Source organism: Mycobacterium adipatum, assembly GCF_001644575.1.
Classification (GTDB): domain Bacteria; phylum Actinomycetota; class Actinomycetes; order Mycobacteriales; family Mycobacteriaceae; genus Mycobacterium; species Mycobacterium adipatum.
Map to the genome: position 1 here is coordinate 1,801,605 of NZ_CP015596.1, position 25,247 is coordinate 1,826,851.

Here is a 25,247-nt window from a genome sequence, read left to right on the forward strand (position 1 = left end):
GCTCACATTGTGGTCGGTGTCATTCCCCGGCGTTCAGCACGGCCTGGATTTCCTCGGCCGTGGTCGCCGCCCGGAGTTGGGCGACACGGTCCTTGTCCAGGAACACGTGCGCGATGCGGGTCAGCAGGGCCATGTGATCGTTTCCGGCGCCGGCGATCCCGACGACGAATTCGGCGGGCTTGCCGTTCCAGTCGATGGGCTGCGGGTAGCGCACGAACGAGATGCCGGTGCGGCGGATCGCGGTCTTGGCCTCGTTGGTGCCGTGCGGGATGGCCAGGCCGTTGCCCATGTAAGTCGACACCGATCCCTCGCGTTCGTGCATGGCGCCGACATAGGACGGTTCGACCGCTCCGGCGGCGACCAGCAGGGCGCCGGCCTCGTCGATGGCCTGCGCGGCGGTGCTCCCCGTGCCGTTCAGCACGATCGCGGACACCGGCAGTACGTCGGCATCGCCGACCGGGGCGTCCTCGGTGGCCGGTGCGGCCGGCGCCGGTGTGGAGTCGGCGTTGGCCTGCTTGAGTTGCTCGACGATCTCGTCGTAGCGCGGGCTGCCCATGAAATCCTCGACGGAGACGTGCGCCGCCGACGGTGTCTTCTGCCGAGCCCGCGCGGTCAGATCGCGGTGCGAGACGACCAGGTCGTAGGTGTCGCTCAGGTTGGAGATGGCCGAGTTGGTGACCGTCACATCGCCGAAACCTGCCTTCTGAATCTTCCTGCGCAGCACCGAGGCGCCCATTGCCGAGGATCCCATGCCGGCGTCACAGGCGAACACGATCGTGGAGATGGTTCCGCCGCGGCCCGCGCCCACCAACGCCGAAGCGACGCTGGACTTCTTGCCCTTCATCGCCTCCATCTCGGCGGTGGCGGCCGCCAGATCCGGCTCGTCGGTGGCGCGGTCGGTCTTGAGCAGCAGTGCCGCAACGGCGAACGACACCGCCGCGGCGCCGAAGACCGACAGCGTGACCCCGAGAAAGCTGCCACTGGCGGTCTGGGCGTAGACGGCGATGATCGACCCGGGCGCGGCGGGTGCACGCAGGCCGGAACCGAACAGCACGTTGACGAAGACGCCCGTCATACCGCCGAGGATGGCCGCGATGATCAGCTTGGGCTTCATCAGGACGTAGGGGAAGTAGATCTCGTGGATGCCGCCGAAGAACTGGATGATCGCCGCACCCGGTGCCGAGGCGCGCGCGATGCCGCGGCCGAAGGCCATGTACGCCAGCAGGATTCCCAGGCCCGGGCCGGGGTTGGCCTCCAGCAGGAACAGGATGGACTTGCCGGTCTCCAGCGCCTGCGTGGTACCCAGCGGTGTCAGCACACCATGGTTGATGGCGTTGTTGAGGAACAGCACCTTGGCCGGTTCGATGAGGATCGAGGTGAGTGGCAGCAGATCGTTGTTCACCAGGAAATCGACGGCGTTGCCGGCGGCCCGGGTGAACGAGGACACGATGGGGCCGATGCCGAAGAAACCGAAGATGGCCAGGATCATGCCGAGAATGCCGGCGGAGAAGTTGTCCACCAGCATCTCGAAGCCGGGCCGGATCTTGCCGTCCCACAGGGCATCCAACTTCTTCATGGCCCAGCCGCCCAGCGGACCCATGATCATGGCGCCCATGAACATCGGCACATCGGCGCCGGTGACCACGCCGATCGTGGCGATCGCACCGACCACGGCGCCGCGGTTGCCGTGGATCATCCGGCCGCCGGTGTACCCGATCAGGATCGGCAGCAGATAGGTGATCATCGGGCCGACGATGCCGGCGCCGTCATAGGCGCCCCAGCCGCCGAGCTTGGCGACCCAGCCGTCGGGATCCCGTAGCGCCGGGAAGATGCCCTGTAGCCAGCCGGCCTTGATGAACAGCGCGGTGATCAGGCCCCAGGCGATGAACGCCCCGATATTGGGCATGACCATGTTGGACAGCGCCGTGCCCAGTTTCTGCACCCGCACCCGTAATCCGGTCTGCGGTGACGCCGCGGCAGATGCTTCGACAGTGGACATCCGTTGACCTCCGGTTCCGCCGGCAATGGGGTGATGCCGGTCACATGCATATCTAGTAATACGCATACTCGGGCAGGTTTGCAAGCGATTCGGGCAAAAACGGGCAGTCAAATCTGTGGTTTTGTGACCATATTGGCGCTACAGTTCGGACAGCGAGTTCGAACGACAGCTCCCGGGACCTGGCCGACGACCGAAAGGACCGCCCATGAAAGCCCTGCGTTTCTACGCCCCCGAGGATGTCCGGCTGGAGGACGTCCCGGAGCCGCAGTGCGGCCCGGACGAGGTCAAACTGCGCGTGCGCAACTGCTCCACCTGCGGCACCGACGTCAAGATCTTCCACAACGGGCATCAGAACCTCACGCCACCACGCACCATCGGTCATGAGATCGCCGGCGAGATCGTGGAGGTGGGTGCCGACGTCAACCCCACCTACGGCAGCGACTGGTCGGTCGGTGACCGCGTCCAGGTGATCGCGGCCGTTCCGTGCGGCGAGTGTCACGAATGCCGCAAGGGCTGGATGGCGGTCTGCCAGAACCAGACCTCGATGGGCTACCAGTACGACGGTGGCTTCGCCGAGTTCATGATCGTGCCGAAACAGGTGCTCAAGGTCGACGGGCTGAACAAGATCCCGGACAACGTCGGCTTCGACGAGGCCTCGGCGGCGGAACCGTTCGCCTGCGCCATCAATGCCCAGGAACTGCTCGGCATCGAGGAGGGCGACACCGTGGTGGTCTTCGGGGCGGGCCCCATCGGCTGCATGCACATTCGTATCGCGCGGGGCGTGCACAAGTGCGGTCCGATCTACCTCGTCGACGTCAACGACGCCCGGCTCAAGATGTCCGCCGACGCGGTGCACCCCGACGGTGTCATCAACGCCGCCGATGTCGACGTGGTGGACAAGGTCATGGAACTCACCGGCGGGCGGGGCGCGGATATCGTGATCACCGCCACCGCGGCCAACGTCGCCCAAGAGCAGGCCATCGCGATGGCCGCCCGCAACGGCCGGATCTCCTTCTTCGGCGGTCTGCCCAAGACCGACCCGACGATCACCTGTGACTCCAACGTGGTGCACTACCGGCAGCTGCACATCCACGGCGCGAACGGCTCGGCCCCCGAGCACAACAAGCGCGCCCTGCAGTACATCTCCTCCGGGCAGGTTCCCGTCAAGGATCTGATCACCCGCCACATTCCGCTGGACAACGTCCTGGACGCCTTCGACATCGTGAAGAAGGGCGAGGCCATCAAGGTCACCGTCGAACCCTGATCGCGGTTCGGCGCGGGTCAGCCTCCCACAGCGACGAGGTAGCCCCCGATCCCCGCGACGCACGCGAGCGCGCACAGCGCCAGCGTGCCGATCGCGAACGGCCATGCCGCGGCACGGCGCACCATCGCCACGATCGTCAGTGTCGTGCCGACCAGCCACATCACCGCGGCCACGGTGAAACCGGTGAACATGGCCGTCACCCCGGCGTCGATGTCACATGTCTCGGGCGGGCAGTGGTCGGTGAACGCCATGAAGAAGATGCCGAAGAAGGCCGCCACGCCGCCGCCGGCAACGGTGAGCACCAGCGCGGTGATCGACACCGCGATATCGATGCCCGACGCCCGGGGTTTCGGTGGCGGGTACCCGTACGGGTAGGTCATGACGCACGATCGTATGGCCTTGCCCCCGGCGGTGCCGCAGAACGCGTAACCTGTTGGCGCGCGGGCACGAGAGGGAGCGGGAGCCGATGCGGAACTACTACACCGCGGAAACGATCCGTGCTGCCGAGGCGCCGCTGCTCGCATCGCAACCCGAGGGAACGCTGATGCGACGCGCCGCCTGCGGCCTGGCAGGCGTCGTCGCCGCTGAGTTGCGGCGCCGTACCGGCGGTGTCGCCGGACGCGATATCTGTGCCGTCGTGGGCTCCGGTGACAACGGTGGTGACGCGCTCTGGGCGGCGACCTTCCTGCGGCGTCGCGGCGCCCGCGCCGCGGCGGTGCTGCTCGCGCCCGATCACACCCACCGGCGGGCGCTGGCCGCGTTCCGCAAGGCCGGTGGTCTGATCTGCGAAAGTGTCCCGGCGGCAACCGATCTGGTGCTTGACGGCGTGGTGGGGATCTCCGGGCGCGGCCCACTGCGTCCCGATGCGGCGGCCGTCTTCGCCGCCACCGACGCACCCGTCGTGGCCGTGGATCTGCCCAGCGGTATCGACGTGCACACCGGCGCGGCCGAGGGTGCACATGTGACCGCGACGGTCACCGTCACCTTCGGCGGACTGAAACCCGTTCATGCACTGGCCGATTGCGGGCGGGTCGAACTCATCGACATCGGCCTGGACCTGCCGGCATCCGACATCATGGGACTCGACGCCGCCGATATCGCGGACTGCTGGCCGATCCCGGGCCCGCGCGACGACAAATACAGCCAGGGGGTCACCGGGGTGATGGCCGGGTCGGCCACCTACCCGGGCGCGGCGATCCTGTGCACGGGAGCAGCGGTCGCGGCCACCTCCGGGATGGTGCGCTACGCGGGAACCGCGGCCGCAGAAGTCGTTTCGCATTGGCCGGAGGTCATCGCGACGTCTGACCGAGAGTCGGCGGGCCGGGTGCAGGCCTGGGTGGTGGGCCCGGGCCTCGGCACCGACGAATCGGCCTGCGAGGCGCTGCGCTGGGCGCTGCAGACCGACCTTCCGGTGCTCGTCGACGCCGACGCGCTCACCCTGCTGGCCACCGCGCCCGAGCTTCTGGCCGACCGCCGCGCGCCCACGGTGCTCACCCCGCACGCCGGCGAATTCGCCCGGCTGGCCGGTGAACCGCCCGGCACCGACCGGGTGGCCGTCGCTCGCGGCCTCGCCGACCGTCTCGGCGCCACCGTGCTGCTCAAGGGCAACGTCACCGTCATCGCCGAGCCCGGCTCGAAAGCCGTCTACCTCAACCCCGCCGGGCAATCCTGGGCTGCCACCGCGGGTTCCGGTGACGTGTTGTCCGGCGTGATCGGCGCACTGCTGGCCGCCGGCCTGCCCCCCGGCCGCGCCGCGGCGGCCGGAGCGTTCGTGCACGCCCGCGCGGCGCGCGCCGCCGCCGAGGATCCCGGACCGGCGCCGGCACCGACATCGGCGTCGGCGATTCTGGCCCATCTGCGTGCCGCGCTCGGTTCCGTCCTCTAGAAAGGACACATGCCCAACGTCTCCCGTCATTCCTCCCTGACCCCCGCCTACACCGGACGGCTGTCGACCAGCCCGATCCCGGCCCTGCGGTTGCCGGACGAATCGATGGAGCCCGAGCAGACCTATCGCTTCATCCATGACGAGCTGATGCTCGACGGCAGTTCGCGGCTGAACCTGGCGACCTTCGTCACCACCTGGATGGACCCCGAAGCCGACCAGCTCATGTCGGAGACGTTCGACAAGAACATGATCGACAAGGACGAATACCCCGTCACCGCGGCGATCGAGCAGCGTTGCGTGTGCATGGTCGCCGATCTGTTCCACGCCGAGGATCTGCGCGACGACGATCAGTCGACGGCGGTCGGGGTGTCGACGGTCGGCTCCAGCGAGGCCGTCATGCTGGCCGGTCTGGCGATGAAATGGCGCTGGCGCGACAAGTTCGCCGGCAAGAACGGGGACGGCTGGAAGTCCCGCACCCCGAATCTGGTGATGGGTTCCAATGTTCAGGTGGTGTGGGAGAAGTTCTGCCGCTACTTCGACGTCGAGGCCCGGTACCTGCCGATGGCCGACGGGCGCTACGTGATCACCCCCGAGCAGGTGCTCGACGCGGTGGACGAGGACACCATCGGGGTGGTCGGCATCCTCGGCACCACCTACACCGGCGAGCTGGAACCGATCGGCGAGATCTGTGCCGCCCTGGACCGCCTGGCCAAGGACAAGGGACTCGACATCCCGGTCCACGTCGACGCGGCCAGCGGCGGTTTCGTGGTTCCGTTCCTGCACCCGGACGTGGTGTGGGACTTCCGGCTGCCGCGCGTGGTGTCCATCAACGTCAGCGGCCACAAGTACGGGCTCACCTACCCGGGCATCGGCTTCGTGGTGTGGCGCAACAAGGAGCACCTGCCCGAGGAGCTGGTCTTCCGGGTCAATTACCTCGGCGGGGACATGCCCACGTTCACGCTCAACTTCTCCCGCCCGGGCAACCAGGTGGTCGGCCAGTACTACAACTTCCTGCGTCTCGGCCGGGAGGGTTACCTGCAGGTGATGCGCTGCCTGTCGGAGACCGCGCAGTGGCTGGCCAGGGAACTTGCCGCGATGACCGTGGATAACACGCCGCTGTTCGAGGTCATCACCGACGGATCGGCAATCCCGGTGGTCGCGTTCAAACTGGCCACCGACACCTCGTACACGGTGTTCGACATCTCCGCGCTCCTGCGCAGCTACGGCTGGCAGGTCCCGGCCTACACCATGCCCGATGATGCCTCCGACGTCGCCGTGCTGCGCATCGTCGTGCGCGAGGGATTCTCGGCGAACCTGGCCCGCGCGCTGCGCGACGACCTGGTCGAGGTGCTGGGCAAACTGTCCAAGGTCGGCATCGGCGGCTTCGCCGACGAGGAGCATTTCGCGCACTGACCCGCCACCTTGTGCTGGCTTCGCCGGTGGCCTCAGCTGTGAGGCACCGCGAGCACTCTGGGACAATCGACAGCGGTGACCCAATGACCATGAACCCGACTTCCCGGACCACACCGCCGACGCCCTCCGCATCCGAGCGGGCGGTGCTGCCCACTGTGTCGATCGATCTCGACGCCATCGCGCACAACGTGCGCATCCTGCGCGAACACGCCGGTTCGGCCGCGGTGATGGTGGTGGTCAAGGCCGACGGCTACGGCCACGGCGCCGCGCCGGTGGCGCGTGCCGCGCTGGCCGCCGGCGCCGCCGAGATCGGGGTGGCCACCGTTGCCGAGGCGCTGGCGCTGCGCCGGGACGGCATCAGCGCGCCGGTGCTGGCGTGGCTGCATCCGCCGGGCACCGACTTCGCCCCGGCGCTGGCCGCCGACGTGCAGATCGCGGTGTCGTCGGCCGAACAGCTCGATGACCTCGTCGACGCGGCCCGGCGCACCGGCATCACCGCCGTCACCACCCTCAAGGTCGACACCGGGCTGAGCCGCAACGGGGTGGCCGCCGCCGATCTGCCCAAAGTGGCGACCGCGCTGGCGCACGCGGTCGCCGAGGGCACCATCCGCACCCGCGGCATCATGAGTCACCTCGCGTGCGGTGACGATCCGGCCAACCCCGGGCCCACCGACCTGCAGGCGCAGCGGTTCGAGGCCATGCGCGCCCAGGCCGACGCCGCCGGCGTGCGGTTCGAGATCGCGCACCTGTGCAATTCGCCGGCCGCCATGACCCGGCCGGACCTGGCCTACGACATGGTGCGTCCCGGGATCGCGGTGTACGGCCAACCCCCGATTCCCGCGCTCGGCACCATGGGGCTGCGCCCGGCGATGACGCTCACGGCGCCGGTGGCGATGGTGCGGACGATCCGTGCCGGTGATGGGGTGTCCTACGGGCACACCTGGGTCGCCGACCGGGACACCACCGTGGCGTTGATACCGCTGGGCTACGCGGACGGGATCTTCCGGGCGCTCAGCAACCGCCTGCAGGTGTCCATCAACGGGCAGCGCCGGCCGGGGATCGGTCGGGTCTGCATGGACCAGTTCGTGGTCGACCTCGGGCCCGGACCGGTCGACGTCAGCGTCGGGGACGAGGCAATCCTGTTCGGCCCCGGCGATTCCGGTGAGCAGACCGCCCAGGACTGGGCCGAGTTGATCGGCACGATCAACTACGAGGTGGTCACCAGCCCGCGGGGCCGGGTCACCCGCGTGTACCGCGGCGGGACGGGCTGAAACCTTGGTAGACGACGATGTCCGCGAGCCGGAGAGCTGGCCTATCGCGCGCTGGCTGGCCGGGGTGGCCGGGCTGACGGCCGTCGGCTCGCTGGCCGGGGTTTCGGTGGCGCGTTCGCTGGCCCGCCGGGCCAGCGTGGACGACCCTTACGCGGGTGAGGATTTCGAGCTGCTGCACGATGACCGCAGCGTGGTGGTCACGACCGATGACGGGGTGCCGCTGGCGGTCCGCGAATGCGGACCGCCGGATGCTCCGCTGACCGTGGTGTTCGCGCACGGGTTCTGTCTGCGGATGGCCGCCTTTCACTTTCAGCGGGCTCGCCTCGCCGAGCAGTGGGGACCGCAGGTCCGGATGGTGTTCTACGACCAGCGCGGCCACGGCCTGTCCGGTGACGCCTCACCGGACACCTTCACCGTGGCGCAACTGGGTCGCGACCTCGAGTCGGTCCTGGCGGTGCTGGCTCCGCGCGGTCCGGTCGTGCTGGTCGGGCACTCCATGGGCGGCATGACCGTGCTGGCACACGCCCGCCAGTTTCCGCAGCGCTATCCCACCCGGATTGTCGGGGCCGCGCTGATCTCCTCTGCCGCCGAAGGTGTTTCACGCTCCCCGCTGGGTGAGATCCTGCGCAATCCGGCACTGGAGGCGGCCCGGTTCGCGGTCCGTTACGCCCCCGGCCTGGTGCACCGCGGCCGAGGCGTGGCCCGCTCGATCATCGGGCCGGTGCTGCGCGCGGCCTCCTACGGTGACGAGAGCATCAGCCCCAGTGTGGTGGCCTTCAGCGAGAAGATGATGCACGACACCCCGGTGCACACCCTGGTCGGGTTCCTGCATGCGCTGGAGGTGCACGACGAAACCGAGGGCCTCATGGCACTGGCGAAGATCCCGACCCTGATCGCCTGCGGTGACCGTGATCTGCTCACGCCGCTGGAGTACTCGCAGGAGATGGCCTTGGCGCTACCCAAATCGGAACTGGTGATCGCCGAGGGCGCCGGACATCTCGTCCAATTGGAACAACCCGAGTTGATCGATGACGCACTGGTGCGCCTGGTCGAACGGGCCACCCCCTCCAAGCTGGTCGCGCTCACTCGTCGGTTGAAGGAACGGGCCCGCAACCATGGCTGAGCGCACCGCGGGCACCGCCGTACTACCCACCGCCGAGGACACCGCCGCGCTCGGCGCGCGCCTGGGTGCGGAGTTGCGCGCGGGGGACGTGGTGGTGCTCTCCGGTCCGCTCGGTGCGGGAAAGACGATGCTCACCAAGGGTATTGCGGCGGCCATGGATGTCGATGGTCCGGTCACCTCGCCCACCTACGTGTTGGCGCGGGTGCATCCGGCCCGCCGCGCCGGGGCGCCGGCCCTGGTGCACGTGGACATCTACCGGCTGCTCGACCACGGCGGCGATCTGCTCGGCGAACTCGACTCGCTGGACCTCGACACCGATCTCGCCGACTCGGTCGTCGTGGTCGAGTGGGGGGAGGGTTTGGCCGAGCGCCTCTCCGAGCGCCACCTCGACATCCGCCTCGACCGGGCCGGGGACTCCGAGACCCGCACCGCGACATGGCAATGGAGCACTTCATGATTGTGTTGGCCCTCGACACCGCAACTCCCGCAGTCACCGCCGGAATCGTGGAGGTCGGCGAGGCGATCACCACGCTGGCCGAGCGCACCATCGTCGACGCCCGCGCCCACGCCGAACGGCTCACCCCCAATGTGATTGCCGCACTGGCCGACAGCGGCAAGGCGATGGCCGATCTACATGCAGTGGTGGTGGGCTGCGGGCCCGGCCCGTTCACCGGGCTGCGAGTCGGGATGGCCACCGCGGCCGCCTACGGTCAGGCGCTCGGCATCCCGGTGCACGGCGTGTGCACCCTCGATGCGATCGCCCGCGCCACCCTTGGTGATGTCCTCATCGTCACCGATGCGCGCCGCCGCGAGGTGTACTGGGCCCGCTACCGCGACGGCTTGCGCCTCACCGGCCCGGCGGTCAACGCGGCAACCGACGTGAGCACCGACGGTGTGCAGTCGGTGGCCGGCTCACCGGCCCTTGCCGCGGTCTTCGGGCTGCCGGTGATCGGACCGGAGTACCCGGGCGCCGCCCAACTCGTTGCGGCCGTGCCGGATTGGACGCGTGACCCGGACCCGCTGGTGCCGCTGTACCTGCGTCGACCGGATGCCAAGACGCTCGCCGAACGGGGCTTGGCGTGACCGAACCGACCACAGTGAAGATCGAGGCGCTGACCAAGGCGGACGCGGTGCGGTGTGCGGAACTTGAGGCGCAGCTGTTCGCCGGTGACGATCCGTGGCCGCCCGCGGCGTTCCTGCACGCGCTGGACGGTAAGCACAACCACTACGTGGCGGCCCGCGACGAGGGCCGGCTGATCGGGTATGCCGGCATCTCCCGGCTGGGCCGGATCCCACCGTACGAGTACGAGGTGCACACCATCGGCGTCGACCCGGCCTATCAGGGCCGCGGTATCGGCCGCCGGCTGCTCGATGACCTGCTGCACTTCGCCAGCCGCGGTGAGGTGTTCCTGGAGGTCCGCACCGATAACGACGCGGCCATCAATCTGTACAAGAGCGTCGGCTTCGCCACGGTGGGTGTGCGCAAGCGGTACTACAAGGTCAGCGGTGCCGATGCCTACACCATGAAACGGGACGCGACATGATCATCCTGGCCATCGAAAGCTCCTGTGACGAAACCGGAGTCGGCATCGCGCGGCTCGACGCGGAACCGGGCGGGCCGGTGTCGGTGACGCTGCTGGCCGACGAGGTGGCCTCCAGCGTGGAGGAGCACACACGCTTCGGTGGGGTGGTGCCCGAAATCGCCTCCCGGGCGCACCTGGAGGCGCTCGGTCCCACCATGCGCCGCGCCCTGGACACCGCGGGCATCGCGCGCCCCGACGTTGTGGCCGCCACCATCGGACCGGGCTTGGCGGGCGCCCTGCTGGTGGGAGTCGCTGCCGCCAAAGCCTATTCGGCCGCCTGGGGGGTGCCGTTCTATGCGGTCAACCATCTCGGCGGACACCTGGCCGCCGACGTGTACGACCACGGCCCGCTGCCCGAATGCGTGGGGCTGCTGGTCTCGGGCGGGCACACCAACCTGCTGCACGTGCGGTCGCTGGGCGAGCCCATCACCGAGCTGGGCAGCACCGTCGACGACGCGGCGGGGGAGGCCTATGACAAGGTCGCGCGCCTGCTCGGGCTCGGCTACCCCGGCGGCAAGCCGCTCGACGATCTCGCCCGTACCGGGAACCCCGACGCCATCGTGTTCCCGCGCGGGATGACCGGTCCGCGGGATGCACCGTACGCGTTCAGCTTCTCCGGGCTCAAGACCGCCGTCGCCCGCCACCTGGAGAAGCACCCGGATGCCTCGCCGGCCGATGTGGCCGCCGGCTTCCAGGAGGCCGTCGCCGATGTGCTGACCGCCAAGGCGGTGCGCGCGGCGACCGACCTCGGGGTGTCCACACTGCTGATCGCCGGCGGGGTGGCCGCCAACTCCCGGGTGCGTGAACTCGCCGAGCAGCGCTGCGCGGCAGCCGGTCTGACGCTGCGCGTGCCGCGTCCCCGGTTGTGCACCGACAACGGCGCGATGATCGCCTCGTTCGCGGCCCATCTCATCGCGGCCGGGGCGCCGGCGTCGGCACTGGATGCGGCCAGCGACCCCGGCCTGCCGGTGGTCAAGGGCCAGGTCGCATGAAACAGGACATTCTGGAGCTGCTGTACCGCTACGCCGAACTGATCGATGCGGGGGACTTCGACGGTGTCGGGGTGCTGCTGGGGCGCGGCTCGTTCATGGGGGTGACCGGCGCCGAGGCGATCGCCGGACTGTTCGCGGCGTCCACCCGTCGCTTTCCCGAGCACGGCGGAACGCCACGCACCCGGCATCTGGTGCTCAACCCGATCGTCGACATCGACGGGGACACCGCGCGGGCGCGCTCGACGTTCTGCGTGCTCCAGCAGACCGACACCGTCGCACTGCAACCCATCGTCGTCGGCCGTTACGCCGACACCTTCGCCCGTGACGAGCAGGGCTGGTATTTCACCGGCCGCCACGTCGATATCGAGATGCTCGGCGACGTGTCCGACCACCTGATGATCGACCCCACCCGGCTCGGCTGACGGTCGGCCGGCGGACGAGCAATCGCCGCTCAGTGATCGCTGCGCGCCTCGTTGATCTGGTGCACGCGCACACTGACCTCCAACTGGAAGCGATCCGCGGGATTCTTCAGCGACAACCCGGTGAGGTCCTCGATCAGTTTGATCCGGTACAGCAGCGAATGCCGATTCAGGAACAGCGCTCGCGCGGCCGCACTGGTGTTGACGGCCTCGTTGAGCAGGATCTCCAACGTGTGCACGAGTTGGCCGCGGCGGGTCTTGTCGTAATCGACCAGCGGCTGCAGCGTTTTGAGGATGGTCGCCATGCTGCGGGGGTGCTGGCGCAGCACCTCGGCGAACTGTTGCGGTCCGATCGGGCCGTCGGGAACGGGCGCGACGGTGACGGACCCGTTGTGCTCCGGCGGCAGCAGCACCCAGCTGGCCAGACCGTCGGGCAGGCCGCTGGGCCGCCGCGCCGACTCGACCAGCTCGGAGCCCACCGACGCGGGCAGCGGTGCGGACAGGTGGATCATCACCAGGTCCTCGGTGATCGAGGTCCTGGTGGTGATCCCGTAGGTGTGCGCCAGCTGGGCCAGGGTGTGGGCGAAGGTCTCGGTGTGTTCGGCCCACCGCGGGTCGTGGTCCTCGCGCCGGCCGATGACCATCTGGATCAAGGCATCGACGGGCGCGGCATTCAGCAGCGGCAACAGCTGGCGCTGGATGTCGGCGAAGGGGACCTCCCACGGCAACATCACCAACGGGAATTCGTGGGTGTCGGCCAATGGAACCAGCGTGGCCAACAGGTCGCGGGTGTCGATATCCGGTGGCCCGCCCAGTGCCACCCCGGCAGCCGGCGAGGACATCAGGAAGGTGAGGAACTCACGTACCCCGGGCTGGCGGACATCGGTACCGGTGGTCAGGACGAAATCGCCGGGCCGCACGAAGTCCTCGGCGGGCGCGTGCATGATGTCGACCCACAACACCTCACGGGTGAGCCCCCGATGCCCGGCCAGGACCGAACCCTGATCCAGCGGCGGGATGGTCAAGGCCTCCGCCACGGTCAGTGACGCACCCGCAGACATATCGCCCGTTTCCTCTCGAAATCGGCGGGTCGCTGACGCGCCGGATTCCGACGGTATCAGCGACCCGCGACGTGCCGAGGGGGCTCCTGGCGATCAGGACTTCGCGACCGCCAGGTCGTCGGGTACCCGTCCGCTCAGGGCCGCGCCGATCGCGAGGAACACCACCGGCGCGATGCCGAAGATGATCGCCAGGGTGGTGGAACCGCCGACGACCAGCGTGAGGTTCGCGATGATGAGCGCCACGGCCGCCGCCAGGACGATCGTGGCCACCGCGGCGAGGACGATGACGTTCGCCGGTCCGCCGCGCCGCTTGAAGAACAACCCGACGGAGATCGTCGTGAGCAGCCACAGGATCGACAGCCCCCAGATGCCCAGCCCACCGAGCGGGCCGAAGATCTGCAGCACGGGATCGAGCCCGATCACCACGAACACGCCCATGATCACGATCGACACCACGGAGACCACGACCGAGGCATTGGCCGGCGATCCCAGCCTGGGGTGCACCTCGCCGAGCCGCTTCGGGAGCACGTTGTCGCGGCCCAGCACGAACGTGTACCGCGAGCAGATGTTGTGAAAGGCCAGCGCGCAGGCGAACACGCTGACGAACCAGAACAGGGTGGTGAGGTCCTTGCCCAGCATGCCGAGGTACTTCTCGGCGGTGTTCACCATGAAGTTGTCCGGGTCGTCGGTGGCAACCTGGATGGCGTCGTTCCCGCCGTTGCCCTCGACCAGCGCCCAGCTGGAGAACGCGTAGAAGCTGGCCACGATCCCGACGGCCCAGTAGGTGGCGCGCGGGACCGTGCGGTCGGGGTCGCGCGCCTCGTCCCGGAAGACTGCCGTCGCTTCGACACCGACGAAACCCCACAGGGCGTAGAGCAGCGCGATGCCGAACGCCCCGCTGATGCCCGACGGGGTGAAGGAATCGCCGGTGATGCCCTTCTCGCCGCCCTGGAGCACGATGACCAGATCGAGGATGACCAGGATGGCGACCTCGGAGACCAGGAAGATGCCCAGCACCTTGGCGCTGAGTTCGATATCGCGGTACCCGAGGAACGCGATGATGAGCAGGACCAGCCCGGTCAGGACCCACCACGGCACCGCCGGGGCGCCGACGATCTCCAAGAGGCCGGCCAGGATGACGCCGTCGTACGCGGCGACCGCCAGCAGCGTCGCCAGGTAGGCGGGCAGCGCCAGTACGGCGGCACCGGTACCGGCCGCTTTGCCGAGGCCCTTCTGGATGTAGGCGTAGAAGGCGCCGGTGTCGGTGACGTACTTCGACATGGCCACGAAGCTCGCGGCAAACAGCAGGAAAATGACGCCGGCGACCAGGAACGCCACCGGGATGCCCGTGGAACCGCCGAGCACCATCGCGATGGGGACGTTGCCGCCGACGGTCGACAGCGGTGCCGCGGCGGCCACCACCATCAGCACGATGGCGGGCACGCCGAGGTTGCCCCGCAGGCGGCCGCGCGTATCCGGTGGCGTCGCGCCACCAGGACTTTCGCCAGTATTGAGTACTTCGGACATCGGGATCCTCCTCTGGCCGCGGCGCGACGGTTCGTCGGCGCCGAGTTCGGGGGAAAGTCTGCGAGACGGCGGCGGTGTCTGCCAGCGGTCTTCGTCACTTTCCAACATCTTGTTGTAATCCGGTCACAGATTTGGGGGGCAATATGTGCTCTTCTCACACATGTTGTTGGAAGCTCGAGTCGTACCGTTGTCCGCCCCGAGCGCCTGGCCGATGCTGTGTGCACACGCGACGAGAGAGGCCCACCGTGAACAGCCCCGAACCCGAACCGGATCGCCGGCTCGGTCGCATTCGTCTCCTCGACGAGCAGCGCGTCAATCTCGACGGCTTCGCCGAACCCGACCCCGACCTGGGCATGATCTCGCACCTCTCGCCGAACGACCCGGAGCCTTCCTGGGTGGTCGACGAAGACGGCACGGTGCTGGAGATGGACTCCACGCCGGCCGCGGAGTTCGACGCGATCGACGAGTTCGTCGTGCGCTACGCCGTCGACCACGCACAGGCTCCGGCATCGATGGCGATGGACGAGGTCGAGCTTGCGCGGCTCATCGTCGACTCCAGCGTGCCGCGCGCGGATGTCCTGACGGTGTGTTCGGGGCTCACCCCGGCGAAGATGGCGCGCGTCGTGGCTATGCTGCACCCCGTCGAGATCCAGATGGCGATGATGAAGATGCGCGCCCGGCGCACGCCCGCCAACCAGGCCCACGTCACCAACCGGCTCGACGATCCACTGCTGATCGCCGCCGACGCGGCGACCGCTGTCTTGTACGGCTTCCGGGAGTTGGAGGCGACCGTCCCCGTGCTCGACGATGCGCCCGCGGTGGCGGTCGGCCTGCTGATCGGGTCCCAGGTACCCGCCCCCGGTGCGTTGACCCAGTGCTCGGTGGAGGAGGCCCGCGAACTGGAACTCGGTGTGCGTGGGCTGGTTTCGTACGCCGAGACGGTATCGGTGTACGGCACCGAGCAGGTCTTCACCGACGGTGACGACACCCCGTGGTCCAAGGCGTTCCTGACATCGTCCTACGCGTCGCGCGGCATCAAGATGCGGTTGTCCAGCGGTGCGGGCTCCGAGGTGCTGATGGGAGCCGCCGAGGGCAAGTCGATGAATTACCTGGAGGCCCGATGTGTCGCGCTGGCCAAGGGCATCGGCGCGCAGGGTGTGCAGAACGGTGGGGTGGACGGAGCCGCGATCACCGCCTCGGTGCCCGGCGGGGTCAAGGAACTGCACGCCGAGAACTTGATGGTGATGTTGCGTGGGCTCGAATCCTGCAGTGGCAACGACTCGTTGATGAGTGAATCCACCATGCGGCGCACCAGTCGCACGTTGCCGACGCTGCTGTCCGGATCGGACTTCATCTTCTCCGGCTTCGGATCGATCGTGCCCTACGACAACATGTTCGGGCCGTCCAACTTCAACGCCGACGACCTGGATGACTACCTGGTGATGCAGCGGGACTGGGGCGTGGACGGCGGCCTGCGGTCCTGCGACCCGACCACGCTGGAGTCCATGCGCCGCCAGGCCGCCGAAGCCACCCGGGCGGTGTTCGAATATCTCGGCCTGGCCGACTTCGACGACGACCACGTGGAAGCCGTTGTCGGGGCGGCTGGGTCGAAGGACCTGCCGGACAACGACGGGGTCAAGGTGCTGAGTGCGGCCCGGATGATCGACCAGTCGGGGCTCACGGTGCTCGATGTCGTCACCGCGCTCGCCGAGACCGGATTCACCGACCTTGCCGACCGGGTGCTGGGGATGTCGCGGGCCCGGGTGATCGGCGACTACCTGCAGACCGCGGCGATCTTCGACGAGGAGATGAACGTGCTGTCCGCGCTGGAGGACCCGAACCACTACCGCGGGCCCGGAACCGGATACCGGCCCACCCCCGAGCGGCAGGCCCAGATCGATACCGTGCGGCAGGCCCGCTCAGTGACCGACCTCGTCCGGGAACAGGCGGCGTTCGCGGAGCCGGAACGTCTGCGGGTGCTCGGCCCGTCCCTGGTCGGTGCCGATCCGCGCGAAGTCGTCGTCGGTGTGTCGCCGGCGTTCGGCACCAAGCTGTTCCGCACGCTGTCGGGGATGACGATCTACGACGCTCTCGAGCAGATCCTGGCCGGTCTGGAGGAGGAGAAGTGCGTGCCCCGGCTCGTCCGGATCGCCGACAGCATCGATCTCGGATCGATCGGCAAGTCCGCCGCGGGGCTGTCCGGTTCCGGCATCGGGGTCGGCCTGCAAGCCAAGGGCACCACGTTGATTCACCGTCGTGACCTGCCCCCGCTGGCCAACCTGGAACTGCTCAGCGTGGCGCCGCTCATCACTGCCGAGATGTACCGCATCATCGGGATCAACGCGGGCCGGCATGCCAAGGGCGCGACCCCGTCGCCCATGCGCAACGCCTACAGCGACGAGGCGATCACGGCGCGCTACCACACCCGGGTCGTGTCCATGGTTGCCATCGAACGCGCCGAATGCCCGGCGCTGCCGGGCCGCGAACGCCCCACCCACACGGACATGGAGTTCACGCGATGACCGCGCTTTCGCACTCGGGCCGCAGCGTTACCGACGTGACCGTCGAGGCCGCCTGCAACGGCGAACTCGCCCTCGACGACATCCGCATCAGCCGGCAGACCCTGCTGATGCAGGCGGAGAAAGCGGAGCGCAGCGGATCGATGCAGCTGGGTCTGAACCTGCGTCGCGCCGCCGAGATGACCGCCTTGAGTGCGGCGGACATGCTGGCCTCCTACGAGGCGCTGCGCCCGGGTCGTTCGTCGTTCGACGAGTTGCAGGAGCTGGCGGAGCGGCTCGACGCCCATGACGCCCCCACCTGCGCGGCATTGGTTCGCGAGGCCGCCGTCGTGTATCGGCGGCGCGGCCTGCTGCGATGACCGGCCTGCTGCGATGACACTGTGGGCCGGTGTCGATATCGGCAATGCGACCACCGAGGTGGTGCTGTGTCGTGATCGCGACGTGGTGACCAGTGCGCGCACCCCGACGCGCGGTGGCAAGGGTTCGTTGCGGGCGGTTGCGGGTGCGGCCCAACTCGTCCGACGGCTCGCCGACAAACACGGTCTGACCGTCGACAGGGCAGCTTTCGCGCCGACCCCTCCGGTGCACTCGACCGTCGAACGTGTCCAGCTGGAGGTGCCGCGCACCGGTCGGCTCACCATCGTCACCCGGGCGGCGGCGACCACCGCGGGTGACGCGGTCGGCGCCGGCGCCCCGGTGTCGGTCGAGCGTCTCGACACCGTGGAGCCGGGCCGGCCCGTCATTGCCTGCGCGGGGCCCGAACACGGCTACGCCGAGGTCGCCGGATGGGTGAACGCCGCCGTAGGCGCGGGCCGCGATGTCGCCGCGGTGCTGACCGCCAATGACGAGGCGGTGCTGGTGTCGAACCGGTTGGTGACCGCCCTGCCGGTCGTCGACGACGTCGACATCGAGCGTGTGCTGGCGGCCCAGCTGGTCGCCGTCGAAGTGCGCGAAGGGGTGTCGCCGCTGCAGCGGCTCACCGATCCGTTCTGGCTGGCCGACACCTTCGGGCTGGGTGATGACGAACGCGCCGACGCCAGGGTCGTCGCCGATCAGCTCTTCGACAGCGTGTGTGCGGTGGTGGCACTGGATGAAACGGCCGGCCGGCTCGAGTCGGCGCCTCCGCCCGAGCTGCCCTCCGGGCCGGCACACATCGTGTACCTGGCCGACATTGCCGCGCAGGCCAATTCGCGCCGCGGGTCGGTGACGGCCGACAGTCTGGTGATGGCGGCGATGGGCGCAGCCGGGGGTGCGCCTGCCGATGCCGACGCGCTCGCCGACGCATTGGGGGTGCCGGTCACCCGCATCGAATCCGAAGCCGACGCGGCGCGTGCCGGCGCGCTGACCACCCCCGGTATCCCGGCCGGTGTCGTGGTGGTGGACGTCGGCGGCGGCACCGTCGACGTGGTGGCCGCCGACGGCCGGGCGGTGCTACCGGGGGCGGGGCAGCTGTTGACGGTGGCCACGGCCACGGCACTGGACATCTCGATCAGTGCTGCCGAGTACGCCAAGCGGGCAGAGGCGGTCACCGCGGTCACGGTGCAGCTGGTGGAGGACGAACACGGCCGGCGCCGGTTCCTGGACGCGCCGATCGACGGTCGTTGCACGGGCTGGCTGCTGACCGCGGCGCCGAGCGGGCTGCTGCCGTTCACATCCGCGCTCTCCGGCGCGGAGTGGCGCAGCTGGCGGTTGGCGGCCAAGCGTCTGGTGATCGGGGGAAACGTGACCCGGGGTGTGCAGCAGGTCGCGTCCGGGGCGACGGGGGTGCTGCTGGTTGGCGGCGGAGCCGGCGACGACGAACTCGTCCGGGCGCTGACCGAGCAACTCGGCCGCGACGTCACCGTGGGGCGTGGCAACGTCGCTGGTGGGTTGGGTCACCGCTTCGCGGTGGCGTATGGGCTCGTCGTGCTGGCGGCCGGCGGCGATCACCCCCGCACAGCCCACCCTTGAGTGCTAGCACTCTCATGTATAGAGTGCTAGGTGGCACGCGGCCAGCCCCAGCGCCGGCACCCGCGACGACGGAGCGAAGGTGTGGACGCATGCCGAACACCTGAAAACCAGAGGACCCGGAGCCAATCCGGACTCCGACCCAACAAAGTGGAGGGCTCCCATCGTGGCAGTCAACATCAAGCCACTCGAGGACAAGATCCTCGTTCAGGCCAACGAGGCCGAGACCACGACCGCTTCCGGTCTGGTCATCCCGGACACCGCCAAGGAAAAGCCGCAGGAAGGCACCGTCGTCGCAGTTGGCCCCGGCCGCTGGGACGAGGACGGCGAGAAGCGGATCCCCCTGGACGTTGCCGAGGGTGACACCGTCATCTACAGCAAGTACGGCGGCACCGAGATCAAGTACGGCGGCGAGGAGTACCTGATCCTCTCCGCGCGTGACGTGTTGGCTGTCGTCAACAAGTAAGCACCCGTGTACCGCCCCGGATATCCCCGCGTTCGAGCGGGTGATGTCCGGGGCGGTATGCATTGCCCCCGGTGTACGGGGGCTCGGCACATCAAAGGACATTTATGAGCAAGCAGATCGAATTCAATGAAACTGCGCGTCGCGCCATGGAGGCCGGCGTCGACAAGCTCGCCGATGCCGTCCGCGTCACGCTCGGCCCGCGTGGCCGCCACGTGGTGCTGGCCAAGGCCTTCGGCGGACCCGTGGTGACCAACGACGGTGTCACCATCGCCCGCGAGATCGACCTGGAGGACCCGTTCGAGAACCTGGGTGCCCAGTTGGTCAAGTCGGTGGCCACCAAGACCAACGACGTCGCCGGTGACGGCACCACCACCGCAACCGTGCTGGCGCAGGCCATCGTCAAGGCCGGGCTGCGCAACGTCGCGGCCGGTGCCAACCCGATCGCACTGGGCGCGGGGATCAGCAAGGCCGCCGACGCCGTGTCGGAGGCGCTGTTGGCCGCCGCCACGCCGGTCAGCGACCTGAAGGCGATCGCGCAGGTCGCCACCGTGTCGTCGCGCGACGGCCTGGTCGGCGACCTGGTCGGCCAGGCGATGACCACGGTCGGGGCCGACGGCGTCGTCACGGTGGAGGAATCCTCCACCATGGAGACCGCACTCGAGGTCACCGAGGGCGTCGGCTTCGACAAGGGCTTCACCTCGGCCTACTTCATCACCGACTTCGACGCCCAGGAAGCGGTGCTCGAGGACGCGCTGGTGCTGCTGCACCGCGACAAGATCAGCTCGCTGCCCGACCTGCTGCCGCTGCTGGAGAAGGTGGCCGAGGCCGGCAAGCCCCTGCTGATCATCGCCGAGGACGTCGAGGGTGAGGCACTGTCGACGCTGGTCGTCAACGCCATCCGCAAGACGCTCAAGGCCGTCGCCGTCAAGGCGCCGTTCTTCGGTGACCGCCGCAAGGCTTTCCTGGAGGATCTCGCCGTCGTCACCGCCGCACAGGTGGTGAACCCGGATGTGGGTCTGTCGCTGCGCGAAGCAGGTCTGGACGTGCTGGGCTCGGCGCGACGGGTGGTGGTCACCAAGGACAGCACCGTCATCGTCGACGGCGCGGGCACCCAGGACGCCATCGAGGCCCGTAAGTCGCAGCTGCGCAGCGAGATCGAGGCCACCGATTCGGACTGGGACCGCGAGAAGCTCGAAGAGCGTCTGGCCAAGCTGTCCGGTGGTGTCGCGGTGATCAAGGTCGGCGCGGCCACCGAGACCGACCTGAAGAAGCGCAAGGAAGCCGTCGAGGACGCCGTCGCGGCGGCCAAGGCGGCCGTCGAAGAGGGCATCGTCACCGGTGGTGGCGCGGCGCTCGTGCAGGTCCGCAAGGAGCTCGACGGGCTGCGCGGATCGTTGACCGGTGACGAGCTGCTCGGCCTCGAGGTGTTCTCCTCGGCACTGTCGGCCCCGCTGTTCTGGATCGCCACCAACGCCGGTCTCGACGGTGCCGTCGTGGTGAACAAGGTCGCCGAGCTGCCGGGCGGGCAGGGCTTCAACGCCGCCACCCTGACCTACGGTGATCTGCTCGCCGAGGGCATCGTGGACCCGGTCAAGGTCACCCGTTCGGCGGTGCTCAACGCCGCGTCGGTGGCCCGCATGATTCTCACCACCGAGACGGCTGTCGTGGAGAAGCCGGCCGAGGAAGAGGATCACGACCACGGGCATCACGGTCACGCCCACTAGGTCATAGCTCTACGGAGACGCCCCCGGTCCTGTTGGGCCGGGGGCGTTTTCGTGCGGGCACCGGCGAGCGGCGCCCTGTTTTCAGCATCCTGACACAATGTGACGGTGGTTTCACCAGCGGAGCGACGCCTGGAACGGGTCCTGAGGCAGTACAACAGCGACGAACCCGTCGATCAGGACTACCTCGACATGTACCTGACCCCGCCGTCGTGGGGCCTCGATGCTCCCGTGGAGCGGGCGTTCGCATCGATCCATGAGCGGCTCGACAACGAGCTGGAGTTCTTGAACCAGAAAGCGCGCAGCGGAGGTCCGTTTGCCGGAGGGCACTTCAACGCTGACAACAGTCGCAGATTGCTCAATCTCATCGACGAGGTGGCCGAACTGAGAGCGGCCTTGGAAAAGGTCGGCAAGTCGCTGACGGTGTCCCCCGAATACCAGCGGGTACTGGACACTGCAAAGGACTGGCTGGTCGACAGTGGCGGGAGTCCGATACCCGAGGGCTTTGCGCCCGTGGTTCTGGAAAAGTATGACACCATTTTTGGTTTGGCCGATGCTGCGATCGAACTGTCCGAGCACTCGCGTGTTTCGCTCGTTCCAGTGGGGGAGGGGTCTTTCGCGCTGGTGCACAAATTTGTGGATCCGAACTACGACATCACCTTCGCCAGGAAGAAGCTGAAGTCGACCGCCGACGATCGGGGACGTCGAGCGGTTCCGTCGTGAGTACGAAATCATGAAGGGCCTGGACTTTCCCTACATTCTCAAGGTCTACCGGTACAACGAGGTGGAAAATTCCTACCTCATGGAGTTCTGCGAGAGCACGCTGGAGGAGTACGTCAAACGTCGAAACAACCAGCCGCAGTTTGACTTCAGCGTTCGCCGCAGGATCGCTCTCCAGTTCCTGTACGGACTGAACTACCTTCATCTCAAAGGCATCTGCCACCGTGACTTGAGCCTGAAAAATATCCTTCTGCGGGTGTTTTCTGACGGGGCCGTGACGGTCAAATTGTCGGACTTCGGATTGGCAAAGCCGAAAGAATCTGATTTCACCAGGACGGAAACCGAGATCCGCGGAACATTTGTGGATCCCGCTCTTAATAGGTTCAAGGATTTCGAGCCCGTCAACGACATCTACGTTGTCGGAATCGTTCTCTCGTACATTTTCAAGGGGGTAAGCCACCTCATCTCCGACTCCACTCCGTTGGCTGAGATCGTCCAGAAGTGTTCCCATTCGGATCCGGCGCAGCGGTATCAAACGGTCCTGGAGATAGTAAAAGCGGTCGAAGATCTGGACACCGAGCCGGATGGCGCTCCGGCCTGATTCACGGCTCTTCACAGATGAGGGTGTAGAGGTGGTTGGCGCGTCGTTGCCGGGATAGAGGTCGAGGTCTCTCGAAAATGAGGGTTCCTACACTCCTCATCCGAAAGACCTCGACGTGCCTGACGCTACCGGTCGGGCGGGCTTCGCCTGCGCTGACCTGACGACTTTCTGCCGCCTCGACGAACTTGGGCTGCAGGTGACCGGACAACGCCTTGAGCCCGGCCGTGCTGTGCTGGCGTGCCGGGTGACCGACGAGGACCGGTGGTGTCGTCGCTGCGGCGAAGAAGGCATCCCACGCGACAGCCTCACCCGTACTCTGGCCCATGAGCCGTTCGGGTGGCGCCCCACCACACTGCTGGTGACCATCCGTCGCTACCGGTGCGCCGGCTGCGCCCACGTGTGGCGACAAGACACCACCAGGATGGCCGAACCACGTGCCAAGCTGTCGCGGCGTGCTCTGCGGTGGGCGCTGGAAGCCATTGTCTGCCAGCATCTATCCGTGGCTCGCATCGCCGAAGCGCTCGCGGTGTCGTGGAACACCGCCAACAACGCGGTGCTGGCAGAAGGCCGACGGGTGCTGATCGCCGATCCGGCCCGTTTCGACGGCGTGGCGGTGATCGGCGTCGATGAGCACGTCTGGCGGCACACCCGTCGCGGTGACAGGTACGTCACCGTCATCATCGATCTCACCCCTGTGCGTGACGGGACCGGTCCGGCTCGGCTGCTCGACATGGTCGAGGGTCGCTCAAAAAAGGCGTTTCAGGACTGGTTGGCCGAGCGGCCGCAGGACTGGCGTGACGGCGTGGACGTTGTTGCTATGGATGGCTTCTCCGGGTTCAAGACCGCTACCGCCGAGGAACTGCCCGAGGCGGCGACGGTGATGGACCCTTTCCACGTGGTGCGCCTGGCTGGCAACGCCCTCGATGAGTGCCGCCGCCGGGTGCAGCTGGCGACATGTGGGCACCGCGGCCGCAAGTCCGACCCGCTCTACACCTGCCGACGCACCCTGCACACCGGTGCCGATCTGCTCACCGACCGCCAGCGCACCCGGCTGGCCGCCTTGTTCGCCGCCGACGCCCACGCAGAAGTCGAGGCCACCTGGCAGATGTATCAGCGCACCGTGGCCGCGTATCGTGAACCCGACCGCACGAAAGGCCGCACGATGATGGCGGCGCTGATCACCACGCTGAGCACCGGCGTTCCCAAGCCGCTGACCGAACTGATCACCCTGGGACGGACCCTGAAGAAGCGTGCCGCCGACGTGCTGGCCTACTTCGACCGCCCCGGCACCTCCAACGGGCCCACCGAAGCGATCAACGGCCGCCTCGAACACCTGCGCGGATCCGCGCTGGGCTTCCGCAACCTCACCAACTACATCGCCCGGTCACTGCTCGAGACCGGAGGCTTCCGAACTCAGCTCCTTGCACCTCGGCAGTGAAGAGTCCTCAACGCATATTCGACGCGGCCAGAGCGTCATTGGTCTCGGTCACCGAGAAACGATCGGGGTGCCAGCCTCGGGGCAGCCAGTCGCGCATCTCCTGCGCACCCAGCCCCATCGGTGTTGCCCGCGGGTCGTACCCGCCACGAACCCACGCAGCCAATTCCTCATAGCCGCCCAAGCCACCACAATCCTCCGGCGGGCAGGCCATCTTGCCCGCCAGGCACACCGGAGCCGAAGGTGGATCATCGAGAACGTCTTCGACCACCAGCACGTGCTCCCATCCGTCGCCGAAGTCGTAGTCATAGAACAACCGGTCGCCCTTACCGGAGACCACCTGATCCAGGCGCACACCGTCCTCGACGAGACCGTCGTCGCCTTCGCTGAGATCAAATCTGGTGACGAAGTAGGCACGGGTACGCCGGTCCGCCCCGACACCGAACTTATGCAGATGACCGTCCTGCCAGCCCATCGCAACCTGCAGCACGTCATGCAGCTCATCGAGCACGAGGTCACCCGGCAGGACCAGACGACGCCAGATCGGCGGCTTGGCGTACATCAGGTCGACCCGCACCCGGAAACCCCGCACACGCTCCGGCACAGCTCCCACCTCGGGTGTCGGTTCATCGAACACTCCCGCGAACAAATCCCGGCCAGCATCGGCCATCAGCTGTTGCAGCATCGACAGGTCCACACCACCCCCGGACACCGCGCTCTTCCTCTTACTCTTCCGCTTCTCCTCCGGCACACACCCAGCCAACCAGACACCCCAATCACAGGCCGACAGCAGCTGACCGTTCTACACCCTCAATCATGAAGAGCCTGATTCACTCAGATCTACGGCGGATCATTTTCGAAGCATCGTGCAGAGCGTGTGTGCTACCGCTGGTGCGCAATCGGGCGTCGCCCTAGATCCCTAGATTGAGGACCGCTTCCTGCGCCACTCGACTTGGCCTCAATACCTTCGTCTGCTGCGCAACGATTGTGGTTGTGCAGGATCGTTCAGCCGGCCAGGAACGTCAGCCGCGGATCGGTGATATTCGGTTCGATCTCCGCGATTTCGGCGCCGACGACTTCGTGCACCACAAACGGGTCGTCGGCGACGCGCTGCGCGATCTCCTCGCGTGAGATGCCCGTGGCGATCAGTGCGCCGCCCACGCCGGGGTGGATGCCGCCGACCAGCACGAGTACACCATCATCGACACCCTGCTGCACCCAGTCGCGATGAGCGGCCATATGGTCGGCGGCAGCAGATTTGTTGTCGGCGAAGCGGAGAAGAACGACGAACATCGATACTC

The 25,247-nt window shown here is 67.8% G+C and carries 24 protein-coding genes; 18 read left to right on the forward strand and 6 right to left on the reverse strand.

The annotated features are described in order from the left end of the window. Positions 1-19: 19 nt before the first annotated feature. On the reverse strand, positions 20-1,999 hold the full coding sequence (locus A7U43_RS08625) for a PTS mannitol transporter subunit IICBA (protein ID WP_067993547.1): 1,980 nt from the start codon (positions 1,997-1,999) through the stop codon (positions 20-22). Between the two features lie 205 nt (positions 2,000-2,204). Between A7U43_RS08625 and A7U43_RS08630 the strand changes: the two genes are divergently transcribed. Continuing rightward, on the forward strand, positions 2,205-3,263 hold the full coding sequence (locus A7U43_RS08630) for a zinc-dependent dehydrogenase (protein WP_067993552.1): 1,059 nt from the start codon (positions 2,205-2,207) through the stop codon (positions 3,261-3,263). 17 nt (positions 3,264-3,280) lie between these two features. Here the strand turns inward: A7U43_RS08630 and A7U43_RS08635 are convergent, their stop codons facing one another. After that, on the reverse strand, positions 3,281-3,643 hold the full coding sequence (locus tag A7U43_RS08635; protein WP_067993555.1) for a hypothetical protein: 363 nt from the start codon (positions 3,641-3,643) through the stop codon (positions 3,281-3,283). A gap of 86 nt (positions 3,644-3,729) precedes the next feature. On the opposite strand from A7U43_RS08635, the gene A7U43_RS08640 reads away from it, so the two are divergent. From A7U43_RS08640 to A7U43_RS08680, 9 genes are all read left to right on the forward strand, one after another. Then, positions 3,730-5,148, forward strand: coding sequence for an NAD(P)H-hydrate dehydratase (locus A7U43_RS08640; RefSeq protein WP_067993561.1), 1,419 nt, complete (start codon positions 3,730-3,732; stop codon positions 5,146-5,148). A gap of 9 nt (positions 5,149-5,157) precedes the next feature. Next, on the forward strand, positions 5,158-6,561 hold the full coding sequence (locus A7U43_RS08645; RefSeq protein ID WP_067993564.1) for a glutamate decarboxylase: 1,404 nt from the start codon (positions 5,158-5,160) through the stop codon (positions 6,559-6,561). Between the two features lie 89 nt (positions 6,562-6,650). Then, positions 6,651-7,832, forward strand: coding sequence for an alanine racemase (gene alr, locus A7U43_RS08650; RefSeq protein ID WP_068002216.1), 1,182 nt, complete (start codon positions 6,651-6,653; stop codon positions 7,830-7,832). 4 nt (positions 7,833-7,836) lie between these two features. Further along, entirely contained in the window at positions 7,837-8,955 is a 1,119-nt protein-coding gene (locus A7U43_RS08655; protein WP_067993567.1) for an alpha/beta fold hydrolase, read from the forward strand. Then, on the forward strand, positions 8,948-9,412 hold the full coding sequence (gene tsaE, locus A7U43_RS08660; RefSeq protein WP_067993569.1) for a tRNA (adenosine(37)-N6)-threonylcarbamoyltransferase complex ATPase subunit type 1 TsaE: 465 nt from the start codon (positions 8,948-8,950) through the stop codon (positions 9,410-9,412). Before A7U43_RS08655 ends, tsaE begins: the two co-directional genes overlap by 8 nt. Next, a complete protein-coding gene (tsaB, locus tag A7U43_RS08665; protein WP_068002220.1) occupies positions 9,409-10,038 on the forward strand; it encodes a tRNA (adenosine(37)-N6)-threonylcarbamoyltransferase complex dimerization subunit type 1 TsaB in 630 nt (209 codons plus the stop codon). Before tsaE ends, tsaB begins: the two co-directional genes overlap by 4 nt. Further along, positions 10,035-10,499, forward strand: a complete 465-nt coding sequence (rimI, locus tag A7U43_RS08670; RefSeq protein ID WP_067993571.1) for a ribosomal protein S18-alanine N-acetyltransferase — start codon at positions 10,035-10,037, stop codon at positions 10,497-10,499. The genes tsaB and rimI overlap by 4 nt, the downstream gene beginning before the upstream one ends. Beyond that, positions 10,496-11,530 carry a tRNA (adenosine(37)-N6)-threonylcarbamoyltransferase complex transferase subunit TsaD gene (gene tsaD, locus A7U43_RS08675; protein WP_067993573.1) on the forward strand — a complete coding sequence of 345 codons (1,035 nt, stop codon included), beginning with the start codon at positions 10,496-10,498 and terminating at the stop codon, positions 11,528-11,530. Before rimI ends, tsaD begins: the two co-directional genes overlap by 4 nt. Beyond that, the gene (locus tag A7U43_RS08680; protein WP_067993576.1) at positions 11,527-11,952 is read left to right on the forward strand and encodes a nuclear transport factor 2 family protein; all 426 of its coding nucleotides are present in this window, start codon (positions 11,527-11,529) and stop codon (positions 11,950-11,952) included. Before tsaD ends, A7U43_RS08680 begins: the two co-directional genes overlap by 4 nt. 29 nt (positions 11,953-11,981) lie before the next feature. Here A7U43_RS08680 and A7U43_RS08685 read toward each other — a convergent pair whose 3' ends face one another. Further along, the gene (locus tag A7U43_RS08685) at positions 11,982-13,010 is read right to left on the reverse strand and encodes a PucR family transcriptional regulator (RefSeq protein ID WP_067993578.1); all 1,029 of its coding nucleotides are present in this window, start codon (positions 13,008-13,010) and stop codon (positions 11,982-11,984) included. A gap of 93 nt (positions 13,011-13,103) precedes the next feature. Continuing rightward, a complete protein-coding gene (locus A7U43_RS08690; protein ID WP_067993582.1) occupies positions 13,104-14,537 on the reverse strand; it encodes an APC family permease in 1,434 nt (477 codons plus the stop codon). A gap of 245 nt (positions 14,538-14,782) precedes the next feature. On the opposite strand from A7U43_RS08690, the gene A7U43_RS08695 reads away from it, so the two are divergent. From A7U43_RS08695 to A7U43_RS08730, 8 genes are all read left to right on the forward strand, one after another. Beyond that, positions 14,783-17,059: a propanediol/glycerol family dehydratase large subunit gene (locus A7U43_RS08695; protein WP_082902056.1), complete on the forward strand. Its 2,277-nt coding sequence runs from the start codon at positions 14,783-14,785 to the stop codon at positions 17,057-17,059. Further along, positions 17,056-17,415: a diol dehydratase small subunit gene (locus A7U43_RS08700; RefSeq protein WP_067993585.1), complete on the forward strand. Its 360-nt coding sequence runs from the start codon at positions 17,056-17,058 to the stop codon at positions 17,413-17,415. The genes A7U43_RS08695 and A7U43_RS08700 overlap by 4 nt, the downstream gene beginning before the upstream one ends. Before the next feature lie 13 nt (positions 17,416-17,428). Further along, positions 17,429-19,006: a diol dehydratase reactivase ATPase-like domain-containing protein gene (locus tag A7U43_RS08705; RefSeq protein WP_067993588.1), complete on the forward strand. Its 1,578-nt coding sequence runs from the start codon at positions 17,429-17,431 to the stop codon at positions 19,004-19,006. Between the two features lie 160 nt (positions 19,007-19,166). After that, positions 19,167-19,469 carry a co-chaperone GroES gene (groES, locus tag A7U43_RS08710; RefSeq protein WP_036421278.1) on the forward strand — a complete coding sequence of 101 codons (303 nt, stop codon included), beginning with the start codon at positions 19,167-19,169 and terminating at the stop codon, positions 19,467-19,469. A 104-nt stretch (positions 19,470-19,573) separates the two neighbouring features. Then, positions 19,574-21,193 carry a chaperonin GroEL gene (gene groL, locus A7U43_RS08715; protein WP_067993591.1) on the forward strand — a complete coding sequence of 540 codons (1,620 nt, stop codon included), beginning with the start codon at positions 19,574-19,576 and terminating at the stop codon, positions 21,191-21,193. 105 nt (positions 21,194-21,298) lie between these two features. After that, complete coding sequence (locus A7U43_RS08720) at positions 21,299-21,913, forward strand: hypothetical protein (protein WP_156525868.1); 615 nt, start codon at positions 21,299-21,301, stop codon at positions 21,911-21,913. Between the two features lie 10 nt (positions 21,914-21,923). Continuing rightward, positions 21,924-22,511 carry a protein kinase domain-containing protein gene (locus A7U43_RS08725; protein WP_067993597.1) on the forward strand — a complete coding sequence of 196 codons (588 nt, stop codon included), beginning with the start codon at positions 21,924-21,926 and terminating at the stop codon, positions 22,509-22,511. 115 nt (positions 22,512-22,626) lie between these two features. Next, positions 22,627-23,949 carry an ISL3 family transposase gene (locus A7U43_RS08730; protein WP_052545499.1) on the forward strand — a complete coding sequence of 441 codons (1,323 nt, stop codon included), beginning with the start codon at positions 22,627-22,629 and terminating at the stop codon, positions 23,947-23,949. Positions 23,950-23,956: 7 nt separating this feature from the next. On the opposite strand, the gene A7U43_RS08735 is transcribed toward A7U43_RS08730, so the two are convergent. After that, positions 23,957-24,658, reverse strand: a complete 702-nt coding sequence (locus A7U43_RS08735) for a plasmid pRiA4b ORF-3 family protein (RefSeq protein WP_052543539.1) — start codon at positions 24,656-24,658, stop codon at positions 23,957-23,959. Positions 24,659-24,951: 293 nt separating this feature from the next. Then, complete coding sequence (locus A7U43_RS08740) at positions 24,952-25,239, reverse strand: YciI family protein (RefSeq protein ID WP_067993599.1); 288 nt, start codon at positions 25,237-25,239, stop codon at positions 24,952-24,954. Positions 25,240-25,247 lie beyond the last annotated feature (8 nt).